Origin of the sequence: Rhizobium sp. CFBP 13644 (assembly GCF_014842165.1) — a bacterium.
In the GTDB taxonomy this organism is placed as follows: Bacteria; Pseudomonadota; Alphaproteobacteria; order Rhizobiales; family Rhizobiaceae; genus Agrobacterium; species Agrobacterium tumefaciens_C.
Genome location: NZ_JACYVF010000002.1, coordinates 760,837 through 781,624, shown reverse-complemented (window position 1 = coordinate 781,624; position 20,788 = coordinate 760,837). Strand labels below are relative to the sequence as shown.

20 protein-coding genes and 1 tRNA gene are annotated in these 20,788 nt (G+C 56.7%); 9 read left to right on the top strand and 12 right to left on the bottom strand.

The annotated features are described in order from the left end of the window. Positions 1–173 precede the first annotated feature (173 nt). Positions 174–320 (top strand): hypothetical protein, encoded by a 147-nt coding sequence (locus IFT53_RS08845; RefSeq protein ID WP_192064000.1) that lies wholly within the window; start codon positions 174–176, stop codon positions 318–320. Positions 321–423: 103 nt separating this feature from the next. Here IFT53_RS08845 and IFT53_RS08840 read toward each other — a convergent pair. Further along, positions 424–500 (bottom strand) — tRNA-Pro (locus IFT53_RS08840). Between the two features lie 346 nt (positions 501–846). Between IFT53_RS08840 and IFT53_RS08835 the strand changes: the two genes are divergently transcribed. The 6 genes from IFT53_RS08835 to IFT53_RS08810 all read left to right on the top strand — a co-directional run bounded on the left by IFT53_RS08835 (position 847) and on the right by IFT53_RS08810 (position 7,831). Continuing rightward, a complete protein-coding gene (locus IFT53_RS08835) occupies positions 847–2,796 on the top strand; it encodes a methyl-accepting chemotaxis protein (protein ID WP_192064001.1) in 1,950 nt (649 codons plus the stop codon). Positions 2,797–3,063: 267 nt separating this feature from the next. Beyond that, on the top strand, positions 3,064–4,359 hold the full coding sequence (locus IFT53_RS08830; protein ID WP_192064002.1) for an efflux RND transporter periplasmic adaptor subunit: 1,296 nt from the start codon (positions 3,064–3,066) through the stop codon (positions 4,357–4,359). Positions 4,360–4,371: 12 nt separating this feature from the next. After that, positions 4,372–5,091, top strand: coding sequence for an ABC transporter ATP-binding protein (locus IFT53_RS08825; RefSeq protein WP_192064003.1), 720 nt, complete (start codon positions 4,372–4,374; stop codon positions 5,089–5,091). Then, positions 5,081–6,289, top strand: coding sequence for an ABC transporter permease (locus IFT53_RS08820; protein ID WP_192064004.1), 1,209 nt, complete (start codon positions 5,081–5,083; stop codon positions 6,287–6,289). The genes IFT53_RS08825 and IFT53_RS08820 overlap by 11 nt, the downstream gene beginning before the upstream one ends. A gap of 66 nt (positions 6,290–6,355) precedes the next feature. Next, on the top strand, positions 6,356–6,838 hold the full coding sequence (gene greA, locus IFT53_RS08815) for a transcription elongation factor GreA (protein WP_192064005.1): 483 nt from the start codon (positions 6,356–6,358) through the stop codon (positions 6,836–6,838). A gap of 75 nt (positions 6,839–6,913) precedes the next feature. Then, positions 6,914–7,831: an MYG1 family protein gene (locus IFT53_RS08810; protein WP_192064006.1), complete on the top strand. Its 918-nt coding sequence runs from the start codon at positions 6,914–6,916 to the stop codon at positions 7,829–7,831. Between the two features lie 143 nt (positions 7,832–7,974). Here IFT53_RS08810 and sufA read toward each other — a convergent pair whose 3' ends face one another. From sufA to IFT53_RS08770, 8 genes are all read right to left on the bottom strand, one after another. Then, a complete protein-coding gene (sufA, locus tag IFT53_RS08805; RefSeq protein WP_192064007.1) occupies positions 7,975–8,364 on the bottom strand; it encodes a Fe-S cluster assembly scaffold SufA in 390 nt (129 codons plus the stop codon). A 91-nt stretch (positions 8,365–8,455) separates the two neighbouring features. Then, positions 8,456–8,839 carry an SUF system Fe-S cluster assembly protein gene (locus tag IFT53_RS08800; protein ID WP_192064008.1) on the bottom strand — a complete coding sequence of 128 codons (384 nt, stop codon included), beginning with the start codon at positions 8,837–8,839 and terminating at the stop codon, positions 8,456–8,458. Between the two features lie 11 nt (positions 8,840–8,850). Beyond that, positions 8,851–10,101 carry a cysteine desulfurase gene (locus tag IFT53_RS08795; protein WP_192064009.1) on the bottom strand — a complete coding sequence of 417 codons (1,251 nt, stop codon included), beginning with the start codon at positions 10,099–10,101 and terminating at the stop codon, positions 8,851–8,853. After that, positions 10,094–11,365, bottom strand: a complete 1,272-nt coding sequence (gene sufD, locus IFT53_RS08790; protein WP_192064010.1) for a Fe-S cluster assembly protein SufD — start codon at positions 11,363–11,365, stop codon at positions 10,094–10,096. Before sufD ends, IFT53_RS08795 begins: the two co-directional genes overlap by 8 nt. 21 nt (positions 11,366–11,386) lie before the next feature. Then, positions 11,387–12,142, bottom strand: coding sequence for a Fe-S cluster assembly ATPase SufC (sufC, locus tag IFT53_RS08785; RefSeq protein ID WP_042615991.1), 756 nt, complete (start codon positions 12,140–12,142; stop codon positions 11,387–11,389). 114 nt (positions 12,143–12,256) lie between these two features. Then, positions 12,257–12,598 carry a GIY-YIG nuclease family protein gene (locus IFT53_RS08780; RefSeq protein ID WP_192064011.1) on the bottom strand — a complete coding sequence of 114 codons (342 nt, stop codon included), beginning with the start codon at positions 12,596–12,598 and terminating at the stop codon, positions 12,257–12,259. Between the two features lie 56 nt (positions 12,599–12,654). Continuing rightward, complete coding sequence (gene sufB, locus IFT53_RS08775) at positions 12,655–14,124, bottom strand: Fe-S cluster assembly protein SufB (protein WP_192064012.1); 1,470 nt, start codon at positions 14,122–14,124, stop codon at positions 12,655–12,657. A gap of 179 nt (positions 14,125–14,303) precedes the next feature. Next, positions 14,304–15,473: a cysteine desulfurase family protein gene (locus IFT53_RS08770; RefSeq protein WP_192064013.1), complete on the bottom strand. Its 1,170-nt coding sequence runs from the start codon at positions 15,471–15,473 to the stop codon at positions 14,304–14,306. A 214-nt stretch (positions 15,474–15,687) separates the two neighbouring features. Here IFT53_RS08770 and IFT53_RS08765 point away from each other — a divergent pair, with 214 nt between their 5' ends. Continuing rightward, the gene (locus tag IFT53_RS08765) at positions 15,688–16,365 is read left to right on the top strand and encodes an alpha/beta hydrolase (protein ID WP_042615994.1); all 678 of its coding nucleotides are present in this window, start codon (positions 15,688–15,690) and stop codon (positions 16,363–16,365) included. A gap of 105 nt (positions 16,366–16,470) precedes the next feature. Here IFT53_RS08765 and IFT53_RS08760 read toward each other — a convergent pair whose 3' ends face one another. After that, positions 16,471–17,604, bottom strand: coding sequence for an anhydro-N-acetylmuramic acid kinase (locus IFT53_RS08760; protein WP_192064014.1), 1,134 nt, complete (start codon positions 17,602–17,604; stop codon positions 16,471–16,473). Positions 17,605–17,750: 146 nt separating this feature from the next. On the opposite strand from IFT53_RS08760, the gene tyrS reads away from it, so the two are divergent. Further along, on the top strand, positions 17,751–19,004 hold the full coding sequence (gene tyrS, locus IFT53_RS08755) for a tyrosine--tRNA ligase (protein WP_192064015.1): 1,254 nt from the start codon (positions 17,751–17,753) through the stop codon (positions 19,002–19,004). Positions 19,005–19,079: 75 nt separating this feature from the next. Here tyrS and IFT53_RS08750 read toward each other — a convergent pair whose 3' ends face one another. Both IFT53_RS08750 and IFT53_RS08745 read right to left on the bottom strand, forming a co-directional pair. Beyond that, positions 19,080–19,841 carry an ABC transporter permease gene (locus tag IFT53_RS08750; RefSeq protein ID WP_042615997.1) on the bottom strand — a complete coding sequence of 254 codons (762 nt, stop codon included), beginning with the start codon at positions 19,839–19,841 and terminating at the stop codon, positions 19,080–19,082. Beyond that, on the bottom strand, positions 19,838–20,776 hold the full coding sequence (locus IFT53_RS08745) for an ABC transporter ATP-binding protein (RefSeq protein ID WP_192064016.1): 939 nt from the start codon (positions 20,774–20,776) through the stop codon (positions 19,838–19,840). Before IFT53_RS08745 ends, IFT53_RS08750 begins: the two co-directional genes overlap by 4 nt. Positions 20,777–20,788 lie beyond the last annotated feature (12 nt).

Here is a 20,788-nt window from a genome sequence, read left to right as displayed (position 1 = left end):
TAACGATACGCGTGTAAAACTCAATTGAACCGACTCATCCGTGAAGTCAAGCCGCTCGCTACACCCTTGTTGCGGAAACCATAAAAACCACAAGTCTCGAAATTTTTCAGCCCAGTCTTGCGCCCTGCCCGAGAAGCATATTCTATCGGCAAGCACTGAAAAGGATATGATAGATGAACGAAAACGTTATTAAATTTCGCAAGCCGGAGCCACCAAAGCAGCCGCGCAAGCCAAATCCTCAAATGCGCAAACTGGCGGTCGTTGCCGCTGTCATCGCATTCTTCGTTGCCGCATGGGGCTACTTCCAATATCTGGCGTAAAGCCAGATATTAATGCGCAAGCGCCGATCTTCATCGACATTCATTTTAAACTGAAACTTTATGGGGTTTTTGCAAGCCATTGAAATCATGACTTTTAAGAAAGTGGTCGGAGTGGAGAGATTCGAACTCCCGACCCTCTGGTCCCAAACCAGATGCGCTACCAGACTGCGCTACACTCCGTCTTTCGATGCTGGGGAGATACACGGTTCACCCATGGCCTGCAACAGGAAAATCAAAAATTTTTCATTTTTTTGCATCGCAATATATTTCAGCAGAAATAAAATTAGCCGGACAAGTATCAGATGCCTGTCCAAAGCTGGATATCTGTTCAGGGCAATAACTAGTACCTCACATTTTAGAGCTTTTTAACGGTTGAGCCAATAAGTCTGCGTAATCGATGCGGTTCAGAGCCGACAGCATGATGCATTCGTCGAAGCCATCGCGGCATTCCATTCAATTACACTGTATTTTACTGGGCGGTTAACTGATCCCGGCTGTTGTCAGGCGTCGGTTACGGGGGGACTCAATGCTTGAGAATTTCGGAATCAAAACAAAAATCCTTTCTTTGCTCGTCCTTCTGGGCGTCTTTTCGTTATCTGGCATAGCTTACATGTCCGTCCGCTTCAGTCAGGCCAATGATGCCTATCGTGGCTTCATTACAAATGAGAGTCAGGCTGCGGTGCTCGGCGCACGAGCATCGGCAGGGGTCTGGACGGCCGTTGCAATTTCGTTTCGTCTGATCGAGCAAGATGCAACCTCGACCACCTACAAAGAGATCAAAGAGAAATACGAAAAGGATATGCAGGTCGCCGCTGAACGGTTCCAGTCGATCGGCGTTATGGTGCCGAGCCGCCAGGAGACGATGCAGAAGATTGTCACTCTTCTTCGTTCGGTCAAAGCCAACACGGATAAGACCATTGCCCTTGCCGCAGCTGGCAACCGCGCCGAAATCCCAGCTATTCTAAAAGAAAACGACTCGCTGATGAAGCAGCTTTCCGCCGAAACTGGCGGCAACAACACGGCCATGATGGAAATTCTGACCTCTGGCGGTGACCGGATGTCTGCATCCGTCCAATCGACCATCAAATGGAGCATTATCGGCCTCAGCCTTGGCGTGCTGGTCGCATTTGCCCTTGCTGTTTACGTAACGAATGCCGGCATCACGACCCCGATGGCGCGCCTGCGTGAACGCATGACGAGCCTTGCCAATGGCGAAACCGCCGTCGATGTTGTTGGCACCTCCCGCAAGGATGAGATCGGCGAGATGGCAAAGACCGTCGCTGTATTCCGCGACAATGCCATTGAGCGCGCCAAGCTTTCTCAACAGGCCGATGAAGCACAGTTCGCAACCGAAGCAGAGCGTGCCGAAAGAGACAGCCAGAAGGCCCGCGAATCGCAGGAACTGCAGCTCGCTGTTACCGAACTGGAAACAGCCCTTGGTCGTCTGGCCGATGGTGATCTGGCATTCCGCATCGAAAATGAATTCGTTCCGCATCTGGATGGACTGCGCCGCAACTTCAACAGCTCCATCGCAAAGCTGAATGCCGCGATGAATACGGTTGGCGGCAACGCGCATGCCATCAGCGCCGGTGCAAACGAGCTTCTCGGCTCGGCAGACAATCTTTCCCGCCGCACGGAGCAGCAGGCTGCATCAGTCGAGGAGACCGCAGCCGCGCTGGAAGAAATCACTACGACGGTGAAGGACGCGGCAAAGCGCGCCGATGAGGCCAGCAAACTGGTTGTCCGCACCCGCGACGGCGCCGAAAACTCCAGCAAGATCGTTCGCAATGCCATCCAGGCGATGAACCAGATCGAAACGTCCTCGAAAGAGATCGCAAACATCATTGGCGTCATCGATGATATCGCGTTTCAGACCAACCTTCTCGCACTCAACGCGGGCGTCGAGGCCGCACGTGCCGGTGACGCGGGCAAGGGCTTTGCCGTCGTTGCTCAGGAAGTCCGTGAACTGGCATCCCGCTCTGCAAATGCCGCCAAGGAAATCAAGGCGCTGATCAACACATCAGGTGAACAGGTTCGCACCGGCGTCAACTTGGTTGGCGAAACTGGTAAGTCTCTGGAGACGATTGCTGCGGAAGTGCAGGAAATCAACAAGCACGTCCACGCGATTGCCGAAGCCTCCCGCGAACAGTCGCTGGGTCTCCAGGAAATCAACACGGCCGTGAACACGATGGACCAGGGTACGCAGCAGAATGCGGCCATGGTGGAAGAATCGACAGCCGCCAGCCATGCACTTGCACAGGAAGCCAAGAGCCTGACGGAAATGCTCGGCCAATTCCGTCTTGGTGAATCCGGCGTTGCCCAGCGCCCCAACGTAACTGCCACAAAGCCACGTGTGGCGAGCAAAGCCTCGACACCTGCGCCGTCGCCTGCCCGCAGCCTCGGTCGCAAGCTGGCCAGCGCATTTGGCGGCGGCGCGGCTGCCGTCAAGCATGAGCCGGAGTGGTCTGAATTCTGATAACCGACAAGAAGCCGGGCGATACCATCGCCCGGCTTTCCACTTCGCGAAACGCGCGAATGGGATAAAGTGCCGGAATTGTGTTCCGCGTCACGCTGCAAACCCGGGGTTGCGCAGCTTCATTACCAAGATTTCACTTCCTCCTGCCTTAAAGCTGTGCGACTTCCCATCCATGGAAATCGTATCGCCGACATCATATGCGACATTGTTCTCAGGCATCGCCCTTGGAAATCGCTGGAACTCGGCCAAGTCTTGCAGGTACCCCACATGACCACGCCCGATGACGCTGGCAAAAGCAAAAACGCCGCAGCTCCCCAGCCCGACCTGAGGGACATTCTCAGCACGTCACGGACCGGCAAGAAAAAGTCACGCCGCGCACTTTATATAACGGTTGCGCTGTTGGTGCTGGCGGGTGCCGGGGGGTATTATTATGTCGCTGGCGGCGCCAGTGTCGCCTATACCTACACAACGCTGGACGCCAAGAAAGGTGATCTGGCAGTTATCGTGACCTCCACAGGATCCGTTCAACCCACCGATCAGGTGGACATATCCAGCGAGCTTTCCGGCACCATCCGCAAGGTCAACGTGACCTATAACAGCGAGGTAAAGTCAGGCGCCATTCTGGCGGAGCTGGATACGAACAAACTGGAAGCCGATGTGCAAAGCGCGCGCGCCAAGCTCTCCTCCGCCAAGGCCAGTGTCCTGAAGGCAAAGGCCGATCTTGGCTCTGCGAAATCCTCAATGGACCGGCTGCGATCGCTGGTCCAAAGCCGTGTTTCCAGCCAGCAGGACCTTGAAGTAGCGCAGTTCACCTATGACGCCGCCGCCGCCACGCTTGAGGTCAACAGCGCATCGGTTCTGTCGGCTGAGGCGGATCTGCGGCTTGCGGAACTCAATCTCGGCAAGGCAAAGATCGTGTCGCCCATCAACGGCGTGGTGCTGACGCGCGATGTGGACCCCGGTGCCACAGTGGCATCTTCGCTGAACGCGCCCGTTCTGTTCACCATTGCGGGCGACCTGCGACAGATGGAGCTTCAGGTGGCCATCGATGAGGCAGATGTCGGCAAGGTCCAGACTGGGCAGACCGCAACATTCAATGTGGACGCCTATCCCGAGCGAAGCTTCCCGGCAAAGATACAAACTGTGCGCTTTGCTTCCGAAACAGTTTCGAACGTTGTTACTTACAAAGGCATATTGACGGTTGATAATGCCGAGCTACTTTTGCGCCCCGGCATGACAGCCACCGCCAATATTGTGGTGGAGCAGGTCAAGGATGCAATCCTCATTCCCAACGCCGCTCTTCGATATACACCACCGCGCGAATCGGCCTCGCGTGGAGGCGGCATGATGGGGCTTTTCCGCCCTCCCCGCATGGGGCGCCAGCGTGGCGGCAGTGGGGCTGAAGATACGACGAAACGCAGCGTGTGGGTGTTGCGCAACAACGCGCCGGTTTCCGTGCCTGTTGAGACCGGCGCGACCGATGGCCAGTTTACGGCCATCAAATCCGGCGACATCAAGCCAGATGATCAGGTCATCACCGACGCAACCCAACGCAGCAGTTGAGATAAGATGACCATGACGGAAAGTCCCCTCATCGAATTTCGAAATGTCGTCAAACAATATGGTGTTGGCGAGGCGACGATCCGGGCTCTCGATGGCGTCAACCTGTCGATTCGCGAACGCGAATTTGTCGCCATCATGGGGCCATCAGGCTCGGGAAAATCGACGTCGATGAACATCATCGGCTGTCTCGATACACCAAGTGCCGGGGAATATCTGTTTCAGGGCGTGCCGACGAGTGGGTTTGAAAGCGAACAGTTGACGCTGCTGCGGCGACACATGCTGGGCTTCGTCTTCCAGGGCTTCAACCTCTTGCCGCGCACATCCGCCGTCGAGAATGTGGAACTGCCCCTGATCTATCGTGGTATGAAAGCAGCCGAGCGACGCCCCCGCGCTATGGAGGCATTGGCGCAGGTCGGCCTCGCTGGTCGTGAACATCACACCACACAAGAGCTTTCCGGCGGCCAGCAACAGCGCGTTGCCATTGCGCGCGCGATCGTGACCCGCCCTGCCCTTCTTCTCGCCGATGAACCGACGGGCAATCTCGACACGAAAACCAGCACCGAAATCATGGAGTTGATCACCTCCCTCAACCGCGACAAGGGCATCACCGTCGTCATGGTCACGCACGAAGAAGACATAGCGGCCTTTGCCAATCGGTTGCTGCGCTTCGTGGATGGAACGCTGGCGTCCGACAGCGCCACCGAACGGCAGGAGGCTCTTAATGTTTCTTGAAACCGCACGCCTTGCCATGCGCGCCATCAGCCGCAATATCTTGCGCTCGTTTCTCACCGTGCTTGGCGTTGTCATCGGCGTGGCTGCGGTCATTGCAATGGTCACGATTGGCAATGGCACGACAGCGCAGGTGAAATCCGAGCTGTCACGCCTTGGCACCAACATGCTGTTCGTGCGCCCCGGCCAGTTCGGCCCCGGCCGCGCCAGCACCGAGGCCAAGCGCTTCAACGATCATGACATCATCGCCATGCGGGACCAACTCAGCGGCATCAGGGCCGTCGCGCCTGTCAACCGCAGCTCGGCTGCGACGGTCATTTATGGTGGCAAAAACCACGCCACCAGCGTTGTCGGCACCACGAATGATTATCTGGTGACGCAAGACTGGACGCTGGCACTGGGCCGGGACTTTCTGCCCGCGGAAGATCGTGGTGGCCAGATTGGCTGTATCATGGGTGAAACCGTGCGTCAGGAACTGTTCGGCTCCGCCAACCCTGTCGGCCAGACGATCAGGGTCAGCAACATTTCCTGCCCTGTCATCGGCGTTCTTGCCCGCAAGGGGCAGTCGGGTCTGGGCGACGATCAGGACGACACGATCATCATGCCGCTGAAAATCCATCAAAGGCGCATCGGTGGCACCACCACCATTTCCAGCGTCATGGTCTCTGCGCAGGACGGCGTCTCAACGGCCAAGGTGCAATCGGATATCGAGAACCTGTTGCGCGAGCGCCGCCGGATAGCGATTGGCCGGGATGACGACTTCACGGTGAACGACATGGCGCAGATCGCCTCCGCGATGACAGGCACAACGACGCTGTTGACGGGCCTCCTCGGCGCGGTCGCCGCTGTCAGCCTGCTTGTCGGCGGCATCGGCATCATGAACATCATGCTGGTTTCCGTCACGGAGCGAACGCGCGAAATCGGCATTCGCCTCGCCATCGGCGCACTGGAAAAGCAGGTTCTGACCCAGTTTCTGGTGGAAGCGGTCATGTTGTCTGCCTTTGGCGGCGTCGCCGGTATTCTCACGGGGCTTGGTCTTGCCTACACCGTCGTCAGCTTTCTGGGCGTGCCCTTCGTCACCAGCCCTGCCATTATCGCGCTTGCCTTTGGCTTTTCGGCAGCCATCGGGGTCGTCTTCGGTTATTTCCCGGCACGGCGCGCAGCAAGCCTAAGCCCCATAGAGGCGCTGCGGCACGAATAACGCTGCTGGTTGTCATTCTCCGGCCAATCTCCATATAGAGGAGAGTTGATCGAAGGAGTTTTGCAAGTGAGCGTCGCGTTTGTCAAAGAAGAGAGTGCTGAAACAGCAGCTGAAACACAGCTGCCGGATCGTCCCGTTTCAACGCATCCCAACCTGGTAACCGAAGAGGGTTTGAAAGCGCTGCACCGGCAGGTGGAAGAGGCGCGCAAAGCTTTTGACGACGCAAACGCCATTGAAGATATCAATGAGCGCCGCCGCCTGGCTGGCCCGCACATGCGCGATCTGCGCTATTTTTCCGAGCGCCTTCACACGGCACAGCCCATGCCGGAGCCTGAAACCAACGACGTCGTTGCCTTTGGTAGCACGGTCACCTTTGAGCGCGATGACGGGCGGGTGCAGACTTACCGCATCGTTGGCGAAGACGAAGCAGACCCCAAGGTCGGTTCGATCTCACACGTATCTCCCGTTGCCCGCGCCTTGCTGGGCAAAGCGGTTGGAGACCCTGTGTATGTTGGCGATCAGGAGCTGGAAATCACCGCAATCTCCTAATGGAGTATTGCGGGGCTGGCGGACAAACGGTATCTGATCGGAAAATTAATCTCTTTTCAATCGATAGGCCGACCCATGCTCGTGGATTTTTTAGTTACCCATTCGGGTGGCTTTCATGCTGATGAATTGCTTTCAAGCGTCGTCCTCACACGGCTTTTTCCGCAGGCGAAAATCGTCCGCAGCCGCGCGCCTGAATGGATTACGCCAGCCGAAGACCGGATCATCTACGACGTCGGCGGTGCCTATGATGAGCAGACGCGCATTTTCGACCACCACCAGCGCGGCGCGCCGCTTCGCGAAGATGGCCAACCCTACAGTTCATTCGGCCTGATCTGGAAACATTACGGACATCTTTACCTCGCCGCGTCCGGCATACCGGAAGCGCATATCGAGGCTATCCACGCATCATTCGATACGGGCTTCGTTCTGCCTATCGATCTCATGGACAATGGTGCGCTGAGCCCTGCCACGGCTGGACAGTTGGCCGGTCTGACACTGCCGGTGCTGCTCGAAACACTGAAACCGACGTTCGACAACACCGACCCCGAAGCCGACGATCTGGCCTTTCATGCAGCGCTTTCGATTGCTCGCAGCTTCGTTGAAGCCAGCATTGGCAAGAAGGCCGCAAAACTTCGTGCTGAAACGCTGGTGCTGGATGCCATTGCTAAAACCGGTGAAAACCGCGTTCTGGAACTTCCCATCGGCATGCCATTCCGCCCTGCGGTGGTAAAAGCGGGCGCCGATCACCTTCTCTTCGTCGTCCATCCCCGTGACAAGGACTGGTGCGTGACCGGTATCCGTCGTGCCGATGAGGGTTTTGAACTGCGCGCCGATCTTCCCGCCTCATGGGCCGGTTTGACGAACGGCGAGCTGGAAACGGCATCCGGCGTTGAGGGTGCCACCTTCTGTCACAACGGCCGATTCATCGCTGCTGCAAAAACACGGGAAGCCGCACTGACCATGGCAGAGATTGCTGTGCGGGAAGCCGTTTAAAATACACACAAGGCCGTTGCGTCACTAAACGCCTCCTCCAACGTCATCCTCGGGCTTGACCCGAGGATCTAACCACGTTTCCGAGAAATCAGACGCGGAAGATGCTCGGGACGCGCCCGAGCGTGACGAAACTAAGAATGCGTTCAAGCGCCGACTGTTTCCTGACGCTGCTTGGCAAGTGCTGCCAAATCGGCAGGCTTCAACTCTACCGATTCACCACAGCCGCAGGCCGATGTCTGGTTAGGGTTGGTGAAGGTAAAGCCAGAACGCATCTTGGTCGATTCGAAATCCATCTGGGTGCCGAGCAGATAAAGCACGGCGGATGGTTCAATCCAGACTTTCGCGTCCTGAAATTCGATGAAATCATCCTTGGCGGATGGCTCTGTCACGAGGTCGATGGTGTATTCCATGCCCGCGCAGCCACCCTTTTTGATGCCCACGCGAAGGCCCTTGGCGTCAGGACCGGAATTTTCGACAATTGCCTTGACCCGCAAGGCCGCAGCCTCGGTCATCGTCATTACTGCAAAGCCCATGGGCCCATTCTCCTTCAACAATCGGGTTCAAGGCCCGATGCTTTCATGGAATTGAATCTAGTCTGATAAGCCGTTGGTATCAAGTGCCGGATCAGTACCAACCAACTGCGACCTGCGCTTCTTCAGACATGCGATCCGGTGTCCATGGCGGATCGAAGGTCATTTCAACCGCCACACCCGATACGCCTTCAACGGCACCTACGGCGTTTTCCACCCAACCCGGCATTTCACCCGCAACAGGGCAACCCGGCGCGGTCAGCGTCATCATAATCTTGACCATGCGGTCATCTTCAACGTCGATCTTGTAGATAAGACCCAGTTCGAAAATATCCGCCGGAATTTCCGGGTCATAAACGGTTTTCAGAGCCGCAATCACATCATCGCTGATGCGCGCCAACTCGTCCGGCGCGATGGAGGACACCTTGGCGGGTGCTTCTGTCACGGCGGGGGTCTGCTCTGTTGTTTCAGTTGTCATGGTCCTGATCCTCAGGCGAAAAAATTGCGGGCGTATTCGAGAGCTTCGGCCAAAGCGTCCACCTCCGCGCGCGTATTGTAAAGGCCGAACGATGCACGGCATGTGGAGGTCACGCCGAAGCGTTTCAAGAGTGGCATGGCGCAATGGGTGCCGGCGCGAACCGCCACACCGCGTCTGTCGATGACCATCGAGACATCATGGGCGTGGATGCCTTCAAGCTCGAACGAGAAAATCCCGCCCTTGCCTGGCGCATTGCCGATGATGCGCAAAGAATTGATCGCCCGCAGCCGCTCTGCAGCATAGGTCGCCAGATCCGCTTCATGCGCCGCAATCGCTGCACGACCAACACCTTCCATATAATCCAGCGCATAGCCAAGACCGATGGCCTGGACGATGGGCGGTGTACCGGCCTCGAAACGATGTGGAGGCTCATTGTAGGTGATCACGTCTTCACCCACGTCGAGGATCATCTCCCCACCGCCCTGAAACGGGATCATCTGCTTCAAACGGTCAGCCTTGCCATAGAGCACGCCGATGCCGGACGGGCCATAAAGCTTGTGGCCGGTCATAACGTACCAGTCGCAATCGATATCACGCACATCGACCGGCATGTGAACCGCGCCCTGACTGCCATCGACCAGCACCGGAATGCCGCGTTCATGTGCAATACGGCAGATTTCCTTGACCGGAACCACGGTGCCAAGAGCGTTCGACATATGGGTAATGGCGACGAGCTTGGTCTTTTCGGTCAGGCTTTTTTCAAAGTCTTCGATGTGGAATGCGCCATCATCATCAACCGGGACCCAGACGAGCTTTGCGCCCTGCCGTTCCCGGATGAAATGCCACGGAACAATGTTGGAATGGTGCTCCATGATCGACAGAACGATCTCGTCGCCCTCCCCGATCTTGGGCATGCCATAACCATAGGCAACCGTGTTGATGGCCTCGGTCGAGGACTTCGTAAATACGATCTCGTCCACCGATCCGGCATTCAGGAAGCGGCGAACCTTTTCGCGTGATGCTTCATAAGCATCGGTCGCCGCATTGGAGAGAAAATGCAGGCCGCGATGGACGTTCGCATATTCATTGGCGTAAGCGTGCGAGATGGCATCGATCACCACCTGCGGCTTTTGTGCGGACGCACCGTTGTCCAGATAGACCAGCGGCTTGCCATAGACCTCGCGCGAAAGAATCGGAAAATCCTTCCGCACGGCTTCGACGTCATAAGGGGCGGCCACTGCGGCGCGTTCGCGATCAGGCATGTTGTTCCAGCCAGTTGGCGATGATCTCTTCCAGCGCCGCTACGAGGTTTTCGTCTTCAAGCTCTTCGACGATCTCATCAACGAAAGCGTTGACCAGCATGGCCCGTGCTCTCGCCCGTGGAACGCCACGCGCCATCAGATAATAGAGATGAGTGTCGCTGATATCGGCAACGGTCGCACCATGGCCGCACTGAACGTCGTCTGCAAAGATTTCAAGTTCCGGCTTGGCCGAAAACTCGCCATCGTCAGACATCAGCAACGTGTTGCAAGCCATCTTGGCATCGGTTTTCTGGGCATCCGGGGCAACCCGGATCATGCCCTGGAAGATGCCCTTGGCGCGATCAAACACCACATTGCGGAACACCTCAGTCGAGCTGGTGTTCGGCACATTGTGGCCCAGAACCATGGTCACGTCAGTATGGGTTTCGCCACCCAGCAGGTTGACGCCGCGAATGGAAAGCTCGGAGCCCTCGCCCTCAACATCAACGCGCAGTTCCTGGCGAACCAGCTTGCCACCGGCATTGATGACGAACAGCGCAAGCTTGGCATCTGCACCCATCACGATGCGCAGCTGGCCGAGATGCGTATCGGCAGCACCCTGGCGCTGCAACAGCACGTAGGTGGCCTCGGCACCATCCTGAACCTCGATCTCACTAACAGAAGACACAAATGCAGCATCTGATGTCACCGACAGGTGATGCTCGATAACGGTTGCCTTTGAGCCCTTGCCGAAACGCACTGGGAATCGGCTATGGACCTGCCCGGCGCCATGAGTGACGTGAAGCTCCAACGGATTGACCAAGATGGCATCGTCTGGAACGACGACCGAAAGGCCATCGCGCACGAAGCTGCCATTGATGCGGCCAATCGCGTCATCCTTGCTGGCGGCAACGAGTGCAGCAGCAGCCGTGCCATCCGTCAGGCTTTCCGCGTAGTTTTCGACCTTGAAACCTTCGATCTCGGAATCGGCTGCCTTGCCTTGCAGAACATAGGCAATGTGTGAGCCTTCAACGAGTGCTGCAGCCTTTTCGATCAAAGGCGCTGGAGCATCTTCGGGAATGCCGCGAAGCAGTGTTTTCAGGTCCGTATAGTGCCAGGCCTCAACCCGCCGCGTTGGCAGGCCACCGGTCTTCAGATCGTCAAACAGCACATCACGTGCGGCCACGACGTTTCCATCACCCGGAAGGGCGCTGAACTTGGCGGTAAAGGCTTCGATCAGCGCGGTTTCCGCTGGCGTCTGCCGGTTTGTTGTTTGCATATTCATGACATCGCTCTCCTCAGCCAATCAGGCTGCTTCACCGATGATGTCGGCATAACCGTTGGATTCCAGATCAAGAGCAAGGCTCTTGTCGCCGGACCGGATGATCTTGCCCTTGTAGAGAACATGAACGCTATCTGGCACGATGTAATCGAGCAGGCGCTGATAGTGAGTGATGACGATGGTCGCACGGTCCGGAGACTTTAGCGCGTTGACGCCATCGGCCACGATCTTCAGCGCGTCGATATCGAGACCAGAGTCTGTTTCATCAAGCACGCAAAGCTTCGGCTCAAGCAGCGCCATCTGCAGGATTTCAGCGCGCTTCTTTTCACCACCGGAGAAACCGACGTTCAGCGGACGCTTCAGCATGTCCATGTCGATCTTAAGATCGCCAGCAGCTTCCTTCACCTTCTTGATGAAGTCCGGCGTCGTCAGCTCAGCTTCGCCACGCGCCTTGCGCTGCTCGTTCATGGCAACCTTCAGGAACTGCATGGTGGCAACGCCGGGAATTTCGACAGGGTACTGGAAGGCAAGGAAGATGCCCTTGGCCGCACGTTCGGCAGCGTCCAGTTCCAGAATGCTTTCGCCGTTATAGAGGATGTCACCGGAAGTGACTTCGTAATCTTCACGGCCCGACAGAATGTAGGACAGCGTGGACTTGCCAGAGCCATTCGGCCCCATGATAGCCGCCACTTCACCAGCCGCAACCTTCAGGTTCAAGCCCTTGATGATCTGCGTGTCGGTATCGGCGATCTTTGCGTGCAGGTCGATGATTTCAAGCATGTTTGTTTCCTATCCGTACAGCGGTTTCAAAGGCCGCCTGTCTGGCCATATTGCAGGCCCGCTCTCAACAGTTTAGTCCGTCATCCTCGGGCTTGTCCCGAGGATCTAATCACGTCAATTATAGTCACCCGACGCCAGCGTATTTGTATGCGGCATATAGGCATTTTCGATCTCGCCAATGCGCTCGAAAAGGTCGAGCCAAGTTGGGTTTAACTCTTCAACCAGCCTGATTTTCCAATCACGCATGTAGCGCTTCAACGATTTTTCCCGCTGGATCGCCAGCACGATATTCGGGTGGGTTTCGAACCAGACGAGGTTTTTGGCCCTGTATTTTTCAGTGTAACCTTTTTGTACTGCATTGCGATGTTCCCAAACACGTGCATGCAAATCGCTCGTGACACCTGTGTAGATAACACCCCGTGGTTTATCGGACATCATGTAGACGAAACCGCTCATCCTACATCCCACGGCAGCAGATCCTCGGGACAAGCCCGAGGATGACGAAAGGTCGTTTAGCCGACAGATCCCTCAAGCGAAATTCCGATCAGCTTCTGCGCTTCAACCGCAAACTCCATCGGCAGCTGCTGGATCACGTCCTTCACGAAGCCGTTGACGATCAGAGCGATGGCTGACTCCTCAGGAATGCCGCGTTGCAGGCAGTAGAACAGCTGGTCCTCGGAAATCTTGGACGTGGTCGCTTCGTGCTCGAACTGGCAGGACGAGTTCTTCGCCTCGATGTAAGGCACGGTGTGTGCGCCGCACTTGTCGCCGATCAGCAGTGAGTCGCACTGCGTGAAGTTGCGCGCGTTTGTTGCCTTGCGGTGAGCCGAAACCTGGCCGCGATAGACGTTTTCCGAGAAGCCGGCAGCGATGCCCTTGGCGATGATGCGGCTCGACGTGTTCTTGCCGAGGTGGATCATCTTGGTGCCGCTGTCGATTTGCTGGTGACCGTTGGACACGGCAATCGAGTAGAACTCGCCACGGCTGTCATCGCCGCGCAGAATGCAGGATGGGTATTTCCAGGTGATGGCAGAGCCGGTCTCGACCTGCGTCCACGAGATCTTCGAACGGTGGCCACGGCAATCACCGCGCTTGGTCACGAAGTTGTAGATGCCGCCCTTGCCGTCCTTATCGCCCGGATACCAGTTCTGGACCGTCGAATATTTGATTTCGGCATCATCCAGAGCCACAAGCTCAACCACGGCAGCATGAAGCTGGTTCTCATCGCGCTGCGGTGCTGTGCAGCCTTCGAGGTAGGACACATAAGCGCCCTCTTCCGCGATGATCAGCGTGCGCTCGAACTGGCCGGTGTTCTTCTCATTGATGCGGAAATAGGTGGACAGCTCCATTGGGCAGCGAACGCCCTTCGGCACGAACACGAAGGAGCCATCCGTGAAGACGGCAGAGTTCAGCGTCGCGTAATAATTGTCCGTCGTCGGAACAACCGAGCCGATGTATTTCTTGATCAGCTCAGGATATTCGCGAATGGCTTCCGAGATAGACATGAAAATCACGCCGGCCTTCATCAGCTCTTTCTTGAAGGTGGTAACGACCGATACGCTGTCGAACACGGCATCCACGGCCACGCGGCGGTTTTCAACGCCGGCCAGAATTTCCTGTTCCATCAGCGGAATGCCGAGCTTCTCGTAAACCTTCAACAGCTCAGGATCGACATCCTCAAGCGATTTAGGTCCCGGCGTGCTCTTTGGCGCGGCGTAATAATAGAGATCGTTGAAATCGATCTTCGGGTAATTGACGCGAGCCCATGTGGGCTCTTCCATCGTCAGCCAACGCTGATAAGCCTCAAGACGCCATTGAAGCATCCATTCCGGTTCTTCCTTCTTGGCGGAAATGAAACGGATAACCTCTTCGGAAAGACCTTTCGGAGCCTTGTCCACTTCGATTTCGGTTTCAAAACCGTATTTATACTGGTCCACATCGATCTGGCGGACCTGATCGATCGTTTCCTGAACCGCAGCCATATTCGTTCTCCAATCTCGCCGGATCCAAGGTCCGGTGGCTTGTCAACGTATCAAGACGGATGACCCGCCTTCATTCGTGTCGAGCATAACTTTCTTTGCTATGCCTTATTTAGTGTTCGGATCGCGCTTTTCACACTCTCCAGCAAGCGAAAAATTGCTTTTCCGCAATTGTTTTGGCTCTATGCCGCCTGTACGGACAGCTTTCGCCGCCCGGATATCTTCGCAAAAGCAGCAATTGCCTTCTCAATATCATCCTGGGTCGATGCCACTCCCAAAGAAATACGTAGAGCGCCCAGCTTTGGATCGCGCCCCATGGCCGTCAGAACGTGGCTTTCGCCCACTTTTCCAGACGAGCAGGCGGCACCAGCCGAAAGCGCAATGCCTTCAATATCGAAAGCGATCTGCCCCGTTTCAGATTTGAGACCCGGCAGGGTAAAGAATGTCGTGTTGCAAACCCGCGCCGCCTCTGCACCATGAATGATCACATCCGGCGCTGTCGCGCGCATCGCATCTTCCAGCGTGGTGCGCAACGCACCCAAGCGCGGCACATCCGTGTCAACAATCCTCAGTGCCTCAACGGCTGCCGTTCCGAAGCCAATGATGGCAGATGTGTTTTCCGTGCCGGACCGATGCCCCTTTTCCTGGCCACCGCCATGGATCAAAGGCTTCGGCATCATTACCTCACCTCTTGATATCAGCGCGCCCATACCCTTGGGACCGCCAATCTTGTGGGAGGAGACGATGAGAAAATCCGCGCCCAGCGCTTCGATATCAACCGAGATCCGACCTACAGCCTGAACCGCATCAACCACCAGCAATCCACCAGCCGCATGCACTAGCTGCGCCGCTTGCGCCACGGGCTGGATAATGCCGGTCTCATTATTCACAAGCATCAGCGCAACCATCGCCATGCCACTGGCCTTGTCATGAGATGCCAGCGCGGCCTCAAGCGCAGCCAGGTCGATCACACCATCGGGCGTCACGGCCAGTTCGGTAACATCAGCCTTATCGAATCGGCCACCTTCGCGAATGGCGGGATGCTCGATTGCCGAAACATAGAGATGACTGATGGAAAGCGGTGCACGCCCCATCTTGAAAACTGGCGACAGAACCAGATTGGACGCTTCCGTCGCACCACTGGTGAAAACCACATGCGAAGCCTGGGCTCCGACGAGTGCGGCCACATCGCGGCGCGCTGCTTCAACAGCTGCGCGAACCGCGCGACCTTCCTTGTGAACGGAAGACGGGTTACCGGAGAGATCGAGCGCGGAGACAAGCGCATCCCGGACGGCAGGCAGCAAGGGTGCTGTCGCGTTCCAGTCCAGATATGTGCGCATTGTCGTGCTCATGGGGAAACTGCTCTGTCTAACCTATGATTGATGCGCCAAAGCGCATTTTTCTTGAAATTTCCGTCGTGCTTGCCTTATGACACGTCCAACAGTGCAAACCGCACACGAAGTTTCGAATAGTTCTAAACTAGGTTTTAGAAAAGCTGACCATCCGCGTCAAGTCTTCTTGCGTATGGAAAAGGTTCAGAAACAGAAAAACACGACCGGAGTACAAATGCCCGAAGTCATTTTTAACGGCCCTGCAGGTCGCCTCGAAGGCCGTTACCAGCCATCCAAGGAAAAAAGCGCACCGATTGCCATCATCCTGCACCCACACCCGCAGTTTGGTGGCACGATGAACAACCAGATCGTTTATCAGCTGTTCTACCTGTTCCAGAAGCGTGGCTTCACCACATTGCGCTTCAATTTCCGCTCCATCGGTCGCAGCCAGGGCGAGTTTGACCACGGCGCTGGCGAACTCTCCGATGCCGCATCGGCACTGGACTGGGTGCAGAGCCTGCATCCGGACTCAAAGAGCTGTTGGGTGGCTGGTTACTCCTTCGGCGCCTGGATCGGCATGCAGCTTCTGATGCGCCGCCCGGAGATTGAAGGCTTCATGTCCATTGCTCCACAGCCCAACACCTACGACTTCTCCTTCCTCGCACCCTGCCCGTCATCGGGCCTCATCATCAATGGTGATGCGGATAAGGTTGCGCCGGAAAAGGACGTCAATGTTCTTGTCGAAAAGCTGAAGACGCAAAAGGGCATCCTCATCACCCACCGCACCGTTCCCGGCGCCAACCACTTCTTCAATGGCCAAGTGGATACGCTGATGGGCGAATGCGAAGACTATCTGGACCGTCGCCTCAACGGCGAACTAGTGCCAGAGCCAGCGGCGAAGCGTATTCGCTGAAGACTTGCACCAACGTCATCCTCGGGCTTGTCCCGAGGATCTACCCACGTTTCCAAAATTGCGACTTAGCAGATGTTCGGGACAAGCCCGAGCATGACGCTCTTGCTAGGTGGTGCGCGACGCTTTCGCCAAAACACCACCCGTCACCGGCTCACTCACTCCCGTCGTGCCGGGATATGTCAGCGGCAAGCCTCTGAGCGACCGCACGGCCAGATAGGCCCAGGCCTCCGCCTCCATCGCTCCGCCATCAAAACCCGCAGCCTCTGCCGCGATCACCTTTGCGCCAAGCGTTGCTGCCTGCACAGAAAATTCGGCCATGATGACGGGGTTCAGCCGACCACCGCCACAGACAACGTATGTCTTCGCCGCTTCCGGCAGATAGCTTGCAGATTTGAGGATGGCCGCGCCGGTTAGATGCGCCAATGTCCGCGCGCCGTCTTCCAGCGAAACCTCACCCTTTGTAGGTGGCATAAAATCGGATCGATCAAGCGAGCGGCGGATATTGGCGGAAAAGAACGGGCTTTCCATATATCGCGAAACGAGCGACGGAACGACAGCACCCCGCGCCGCCGTCGCACCGCCCCTGTCATACGCCTTGCCGGTATGCGCTTCGATCCATTGGTCAATCAGCATATTGCCGGGGCCGCTGTCGAAGGCTGCCAGGTCGCCGCTTTTGCCGATATAGGTCAGGTTCGAAATACCGCCGATATTCACGAACACGGCAGGCGTTTCGAACTGCGCTGGTAGATTGGCCGCCAGTGCTGCGTGATAGACCGGAATGAGCGGCGCGCCCTGCCCGCCATGCACCATGTCATTGGCACGCATGTCATAGACCACATCGATGCCGGTTTCCTCAGCCAGCAGAGGACCATCACCAATCTGCACCGTCAGCGCATCATCCGGGCGGTGCAAGACGGTCTGCCCATGGAAGCCGATGACATCAATCGCATCGGCGCTTAGGCCATGACGTAAGAGGAAGGATTTGACCGTTGCCGCATGGGCGAGCGTGAGCATTCTCTCTGCCTCACCGAGATCCTGCGGCCGCTCGCTGCGCTGACGGATCGCCTTTGCCGTAACGAGCGCCCTCTGCCATGTGGCGCGCAGGGTGGCGTCATAGGGAAAATAGCCGGTGGGGCCGTGCCGGACGACGCTTTCCCCATCCGTGCGCAGCAGGGCGATATCGATTCCATCCATGGACGTGCCGCTCATCAGCCCTATTGCTGTTTTGACCTCGCCCATGCCGCTTCTCCTACCTGATGGAATCATCTTGCCGATTGCCGATATTCATGGCGCAAACGGGTGCATTTTACAAAAAACAATGCTAATGGCGCGGCATTCACCGGCTTTTCGGTGATGCAATAGACCCAACCAGAAAGAAAAAGGTTATGTCCAGGTTCAAGTCCGATTTCCTCCGCACGCTTGATGAGCGCGGCTTCATTCACCAAGTCTCCGACGAGGCAGGTCTCGATGAACTCTTTGCCAAGGAAACCGTGACTGCCTATATCGGCTTTGATCCGACCGCGCCCAGCCTGCACGCCGGCGGTCTGATCCAGATCATGATGCTGCACTGGATGCAGAAGACCGGCCACCAGCCGATTTCCCTCATGGGTGGCGGCACCGGCATGGTCGGCGACCCCTCCTTCAAGGATGAGGCGCGACAGTTGATGACGGTCGATACGATCGAAAGCAACATTGCCTCCATCAAGCGCGTGTTTGCAAATTACCTCGATTACGACCGCGCGACCACCCCTGCCATGATGATCAACAATGGCGACTGGCTGCGCGATATCAACTACCTCGAATTCCTGCGTGATGTCGGCCGTCACTTCTCGGTCAACCGCATGTTGTCTTTCGACAGCGTCAAGACGCGTCTGGATCGTGAACAGTCGCTGTCCTTCCTCGAATTCAACTACATGATCCTTCAGGCCTACGATTTCGTGGAACTGAACAAGCGCACAGGCTGCCGTTTACAGATGGGTGGCTCGGACCAGTGGGGCAACATCATCAACGGCATCGACCTCGGTCACCGCATGGGCACGCCGCAGCTTTACGCGCTCACCTCGCCGCTTCTGACCACCTCGTCTGGTGCCAAAATGGGCAAGTCCATGAATGGCGCCGTGTGGCTGAACCCGGATATGCTGTCCGCCTATGATTTCTGGCAGTACTGGCGCAACACGGAAGACGCAGACGTTTCGCGCTTCCTGAAGCTCTACACCACGCTGCCCATGGACGAGATTGCCCGTCTCTCCGCGCTTGGCGGCTCTGAAATCAACGAAGTGAAGAAGATCCTCGCGACAGAAATCACCGCCATGCTGCATGGCCGTGAGAATGCCGAACAGGCTGCAGAAACAGCCCGCAAGACCTTCGAAGAAGGCGCGTTGGCCGACAACCTGCCGTCCATCGAGGTGCCGAAGGCTGAGCTTGAGGTGGGCATTGGCTTGCTGTCGCTGATCGTGCGCGCCGGTCTTGCGACCTCCAACGGCGAAGCTCGTCGCCATGTTCAGGGCGGTGCGGTCAAGATCAACGACCAGAGCATGTCGGATGAGCGTCAGTTCATCGGCGCTGGCGAAATCACCGCAGATGGCGTCATCAAGCTGTCGCTGGGCAAGAAGAAGCACATTCTCGTTCGGCCTGCATAAGGTTTCAAACGGCCGCACAATGCAAAAAGGCAGCCTTCGGGCTGCCTTTTTTCGTTTCGGTATGCGGTTGAACGATCAGTTTCTGAGCTTGTAGCCAGTCTTGAACATCCAGCTGATGATCCCAAGGCAGACAGCCAGAAAGACCGTGATCATGACAAGGCTCAAGACCGGATTGACGTCCGATATCTCGTAGAAGCTCCAGCGGAAGCCGCTGATGAGGTAAAGAACCGGATTGAAATGACTGACCGTCTGCCAGAAAGGCGGCAGCATGCTGATGGAATAGAAGCTACCGCCGAGGAATGTCAGCGGCGGAACAACCAGCATGGGAATGAGATTCAACTGCTCGAAATTCGACGCCCACATGCCGATGATAAAGCCAAACAGGCTGAAGCTGATGGCGGTGAGCACGAAGAAGAGCAGCATCACAAAGGGATGCGCAATCGATACATCCACAAAGAATGAGGCGGTGATTAGAATGATCGTGCCGATCAGCAGCCCCTTGGTTGCCGCAGCCCCGACATAACCCGCCAGAATTTCCGTCATGGCCACGGGAGCCGATAGAATTTCATAAATCGTGCCGGTAAATTTTGGAAAGTAAATTCCAAATGAGCCGTTGCTGATGCACTGCGTGAGCAATGTCAGCATGATCAGGCCGGGCGTGATGAACGCGCCGTAGGAAACGCCATCCACTTCCTGAATGCGCGAGCCGATGGCCGTGCCGAAGACGATGAAATAGAGAGAGGTGGAAATGACGGGCGACACCACGCTCTGCAACAGGGTGCGCCGCGTGCGCGCCATTTCGAACAGATAGATGGATTTGATGGCTTCGAAATTCATTTTTGACCTCCCACCAGCGCCACGAAAATATCTTCCAGTGAGCTCTGGCGTGTCGAAATATCCTTGAAGTGAATGCCCGCAGCGGAAAGCGCGGCCAACAGATCAGCGATGCGGCCTTGCTCGCCATTGCCTTCATATTCGTAGGTCAGGCACGTTCCGTCTTCGGAAAGGGAAAGGTGAAAGCCGGAAAGACTATCCGGCAGAACCTTGATCGGCTCGATCAGCTCCAGCGAAAGCTGCTTGCGGCCCAGCTTCTGCATCAAGGCGGTCTTGTCTTCCACCAGAAGCAACTCGCCGCCGCTGATGACGCCGACTCGGTCGGCAATCTCTTCGGCTTCTTCAATGTAGTGCGTCGTCAGGATGATCGTGACACCGGTGGCGCGAAGCCCCTCCACGACCTTCCACATATCGCGGCGCAGTGCCACATCCACGCCCGCTGTCGGCTCATCCAGAAACAGGATTTGCGGCTCATGCGCCAACGCCTTGGCAATCAACACACGACGCTTCATGCCGCCGGAAAGCTCCCGCAGCATGTTGTCCTTCTTGTCGAAGAGCGAGAGGGATTTGAGAATGCTCTCGATGAGCTGAGGGTTTTTCTTCTGGCCGTGAAGCCCTCGGGAAAAGCTCACGGTGTTCCAGACCGTTTCGAACTGGTCCGTCGTCAATTCCTGCGGCACTAGCCCGATCAGGGCCCGGGTCTTGCGAAAATCACTGACGACATCATGCCCGTCCACCAGCACCCTGCCCTCGCCGGGGTTAACGAGGCCGCAGATGATGGAAATGAGGGTGGTCTTGCCCGCGCCGTTCGGCCCGAGAAGCGCCAGAATTTCACCCTTGTAAATATCGAGCGTAACGCCCTTGAGTGCCTGAAATCCATTGGCGTAGGATTTGGTAAGGTTCTGGATGGAAACGATTGGCTTTTGGGGGGAGTTCATAAGACATCTTTC

What these genes read in the sequence shown, in the direction of transcription:
- sufB (WP_192064012.1), bottom strand. Translation starts at nt 14,124, where the DNA reads ATGGCTGCGGTTCAGGAAACGATCGATCAGGTCCGCCAGATCGATGTG.
- IFT53_RS08800 (WP_192064008.1), bottom strand. Translation starts at nt 8,839, where the DNA reads ATGACAACTGAAACAACAGAGCAGACCCCCGCCGTGACAGAAGCACCC.
- IFT53_RS08765 (WP_042615994.1), top strand. Translation starts at nt 15,688, where the DNA reads ATGCCCGAAGTCATTTTTAACGGCCCTGCAGGTCGCCTCGAAGGCCGT.
- tyrS (WP_192064015.1), top strand. Translation starts at nt 17,751, where the DNA reads ATGTCCAGGTTCAAGTCCGATTTCCTCCGCACGCTTGATGAGCGCGGC.
- IFT53_RS08770 (WP_192064013.1), bottom strand. Translation starts at nt 15,473, where the DNA reads ATGAGCACGACAATGCGCACATATCTGGACTGGAACGCGACAGCACCC.
- sufC (WP_042615991.1), bottom strand. Translation starts at nt 12,142, where the DNA reads ATGCTTGAAATCATCGACCTGCACGCAAAGATCGCCGATACCGACACG.
- IFT53_RS08760 (WP_192064014.1), bottom strand. Translation starts at nt 17,604, where the DNA reads ATGGGCGAGGTCAAAACAGCAATAGGGCTGATGAGCGGCACGTCCATG.
- IFT53_RS08820 (WP_192064004.1), top strand. Translation starts at nt 5,081, where the DNA reads ATGTTTCTTGAAACCGCACGCCTTGCCATGCGCGCCATCAGCCGCAAT.
- IFT53_RS08810 (WP_192064006.1), top strand. Translation starts at nt 6,914, where the DNA reads ATGCTCGTGGATTTTTTAGTTACCCATTCGGGTGGCTTTCATGCTGAT.
- sufD (WP_192064010.1), bottom strand. Translation starts at nt 11,365, where the DNA reads ATGAATATGCAAACAACAAACCGGCAGACGCCAGCGGAAACCGCGCTG.
- IFT53_RS08845 (WP_192064000.1), top strand. Translation starts at nt 174, where the DNA reads ATGAACGAAAACGTTATTAAATTTCGCAAGCCGGAGCCACCAAAGCAG.
- IFT53_RS08750 (WP_042615997.1), bottom strand. Translation starts at nt 19,841, where the DNA reads ATGAATTTCGAAGCCATCAAATCCATCTATCTGTTCGAAATGGCGCGC.
- IFT53_RS08795 (WP_192064009.1), bottom strand. Translation starts at nt 10,101, where the DNA reads ATGCCTGATCGCGAACGCGCCGCAGTGGCCGCCCCTTATGACGTCGAA.
- IFT53_RS08835 (WP_192064001.1), top strand. Translation starts at nt 847, where the DNA reads ATGCTTGAGAATTTCGGAATCAAAACAAAAATCCTTTCTTTGCTCGTC.
- IFT53_RS08780 (WP_192064011.1), bottom strand. Translation starts at nt 12,598, where the DNA reads ATGAGCGGTTTCGTCTACATGATGTCCGATAAACCACGGGGTGTTATC.
- sufA (WP_192064007.1), bottom strand. Translation starts at nt 8,364, where the DNA reads ATGGGCTTTGCAGTAATGACGATGACCGAGGCTGCGGCCTTGCGGGTC.
- IFT53_RS08830 (WP_192064002.1), top strand. Translation starts at nt 3,064, where the DNA reads ATGACCACGCCCGATGACGCTGGCAAAAGCAAAAACGCCGCAGCTCCC.
- IFT53_RS08745 (WP_192064016.1), bottom strand. Translation starts at nt 20,776, where the DNA reads ATGAACTCCCCCCAAAAGCCAATCGTTTCCATCCAGAACCTTACCAAA.
- IFT53_RS08825 (WP_192064003.1), top strand. Translation starts at nt 4,372, where the DNA reads ATGACGGAAAGTCCCCTCATCGAATTTCGAAATGTCGTCAAACAATAT.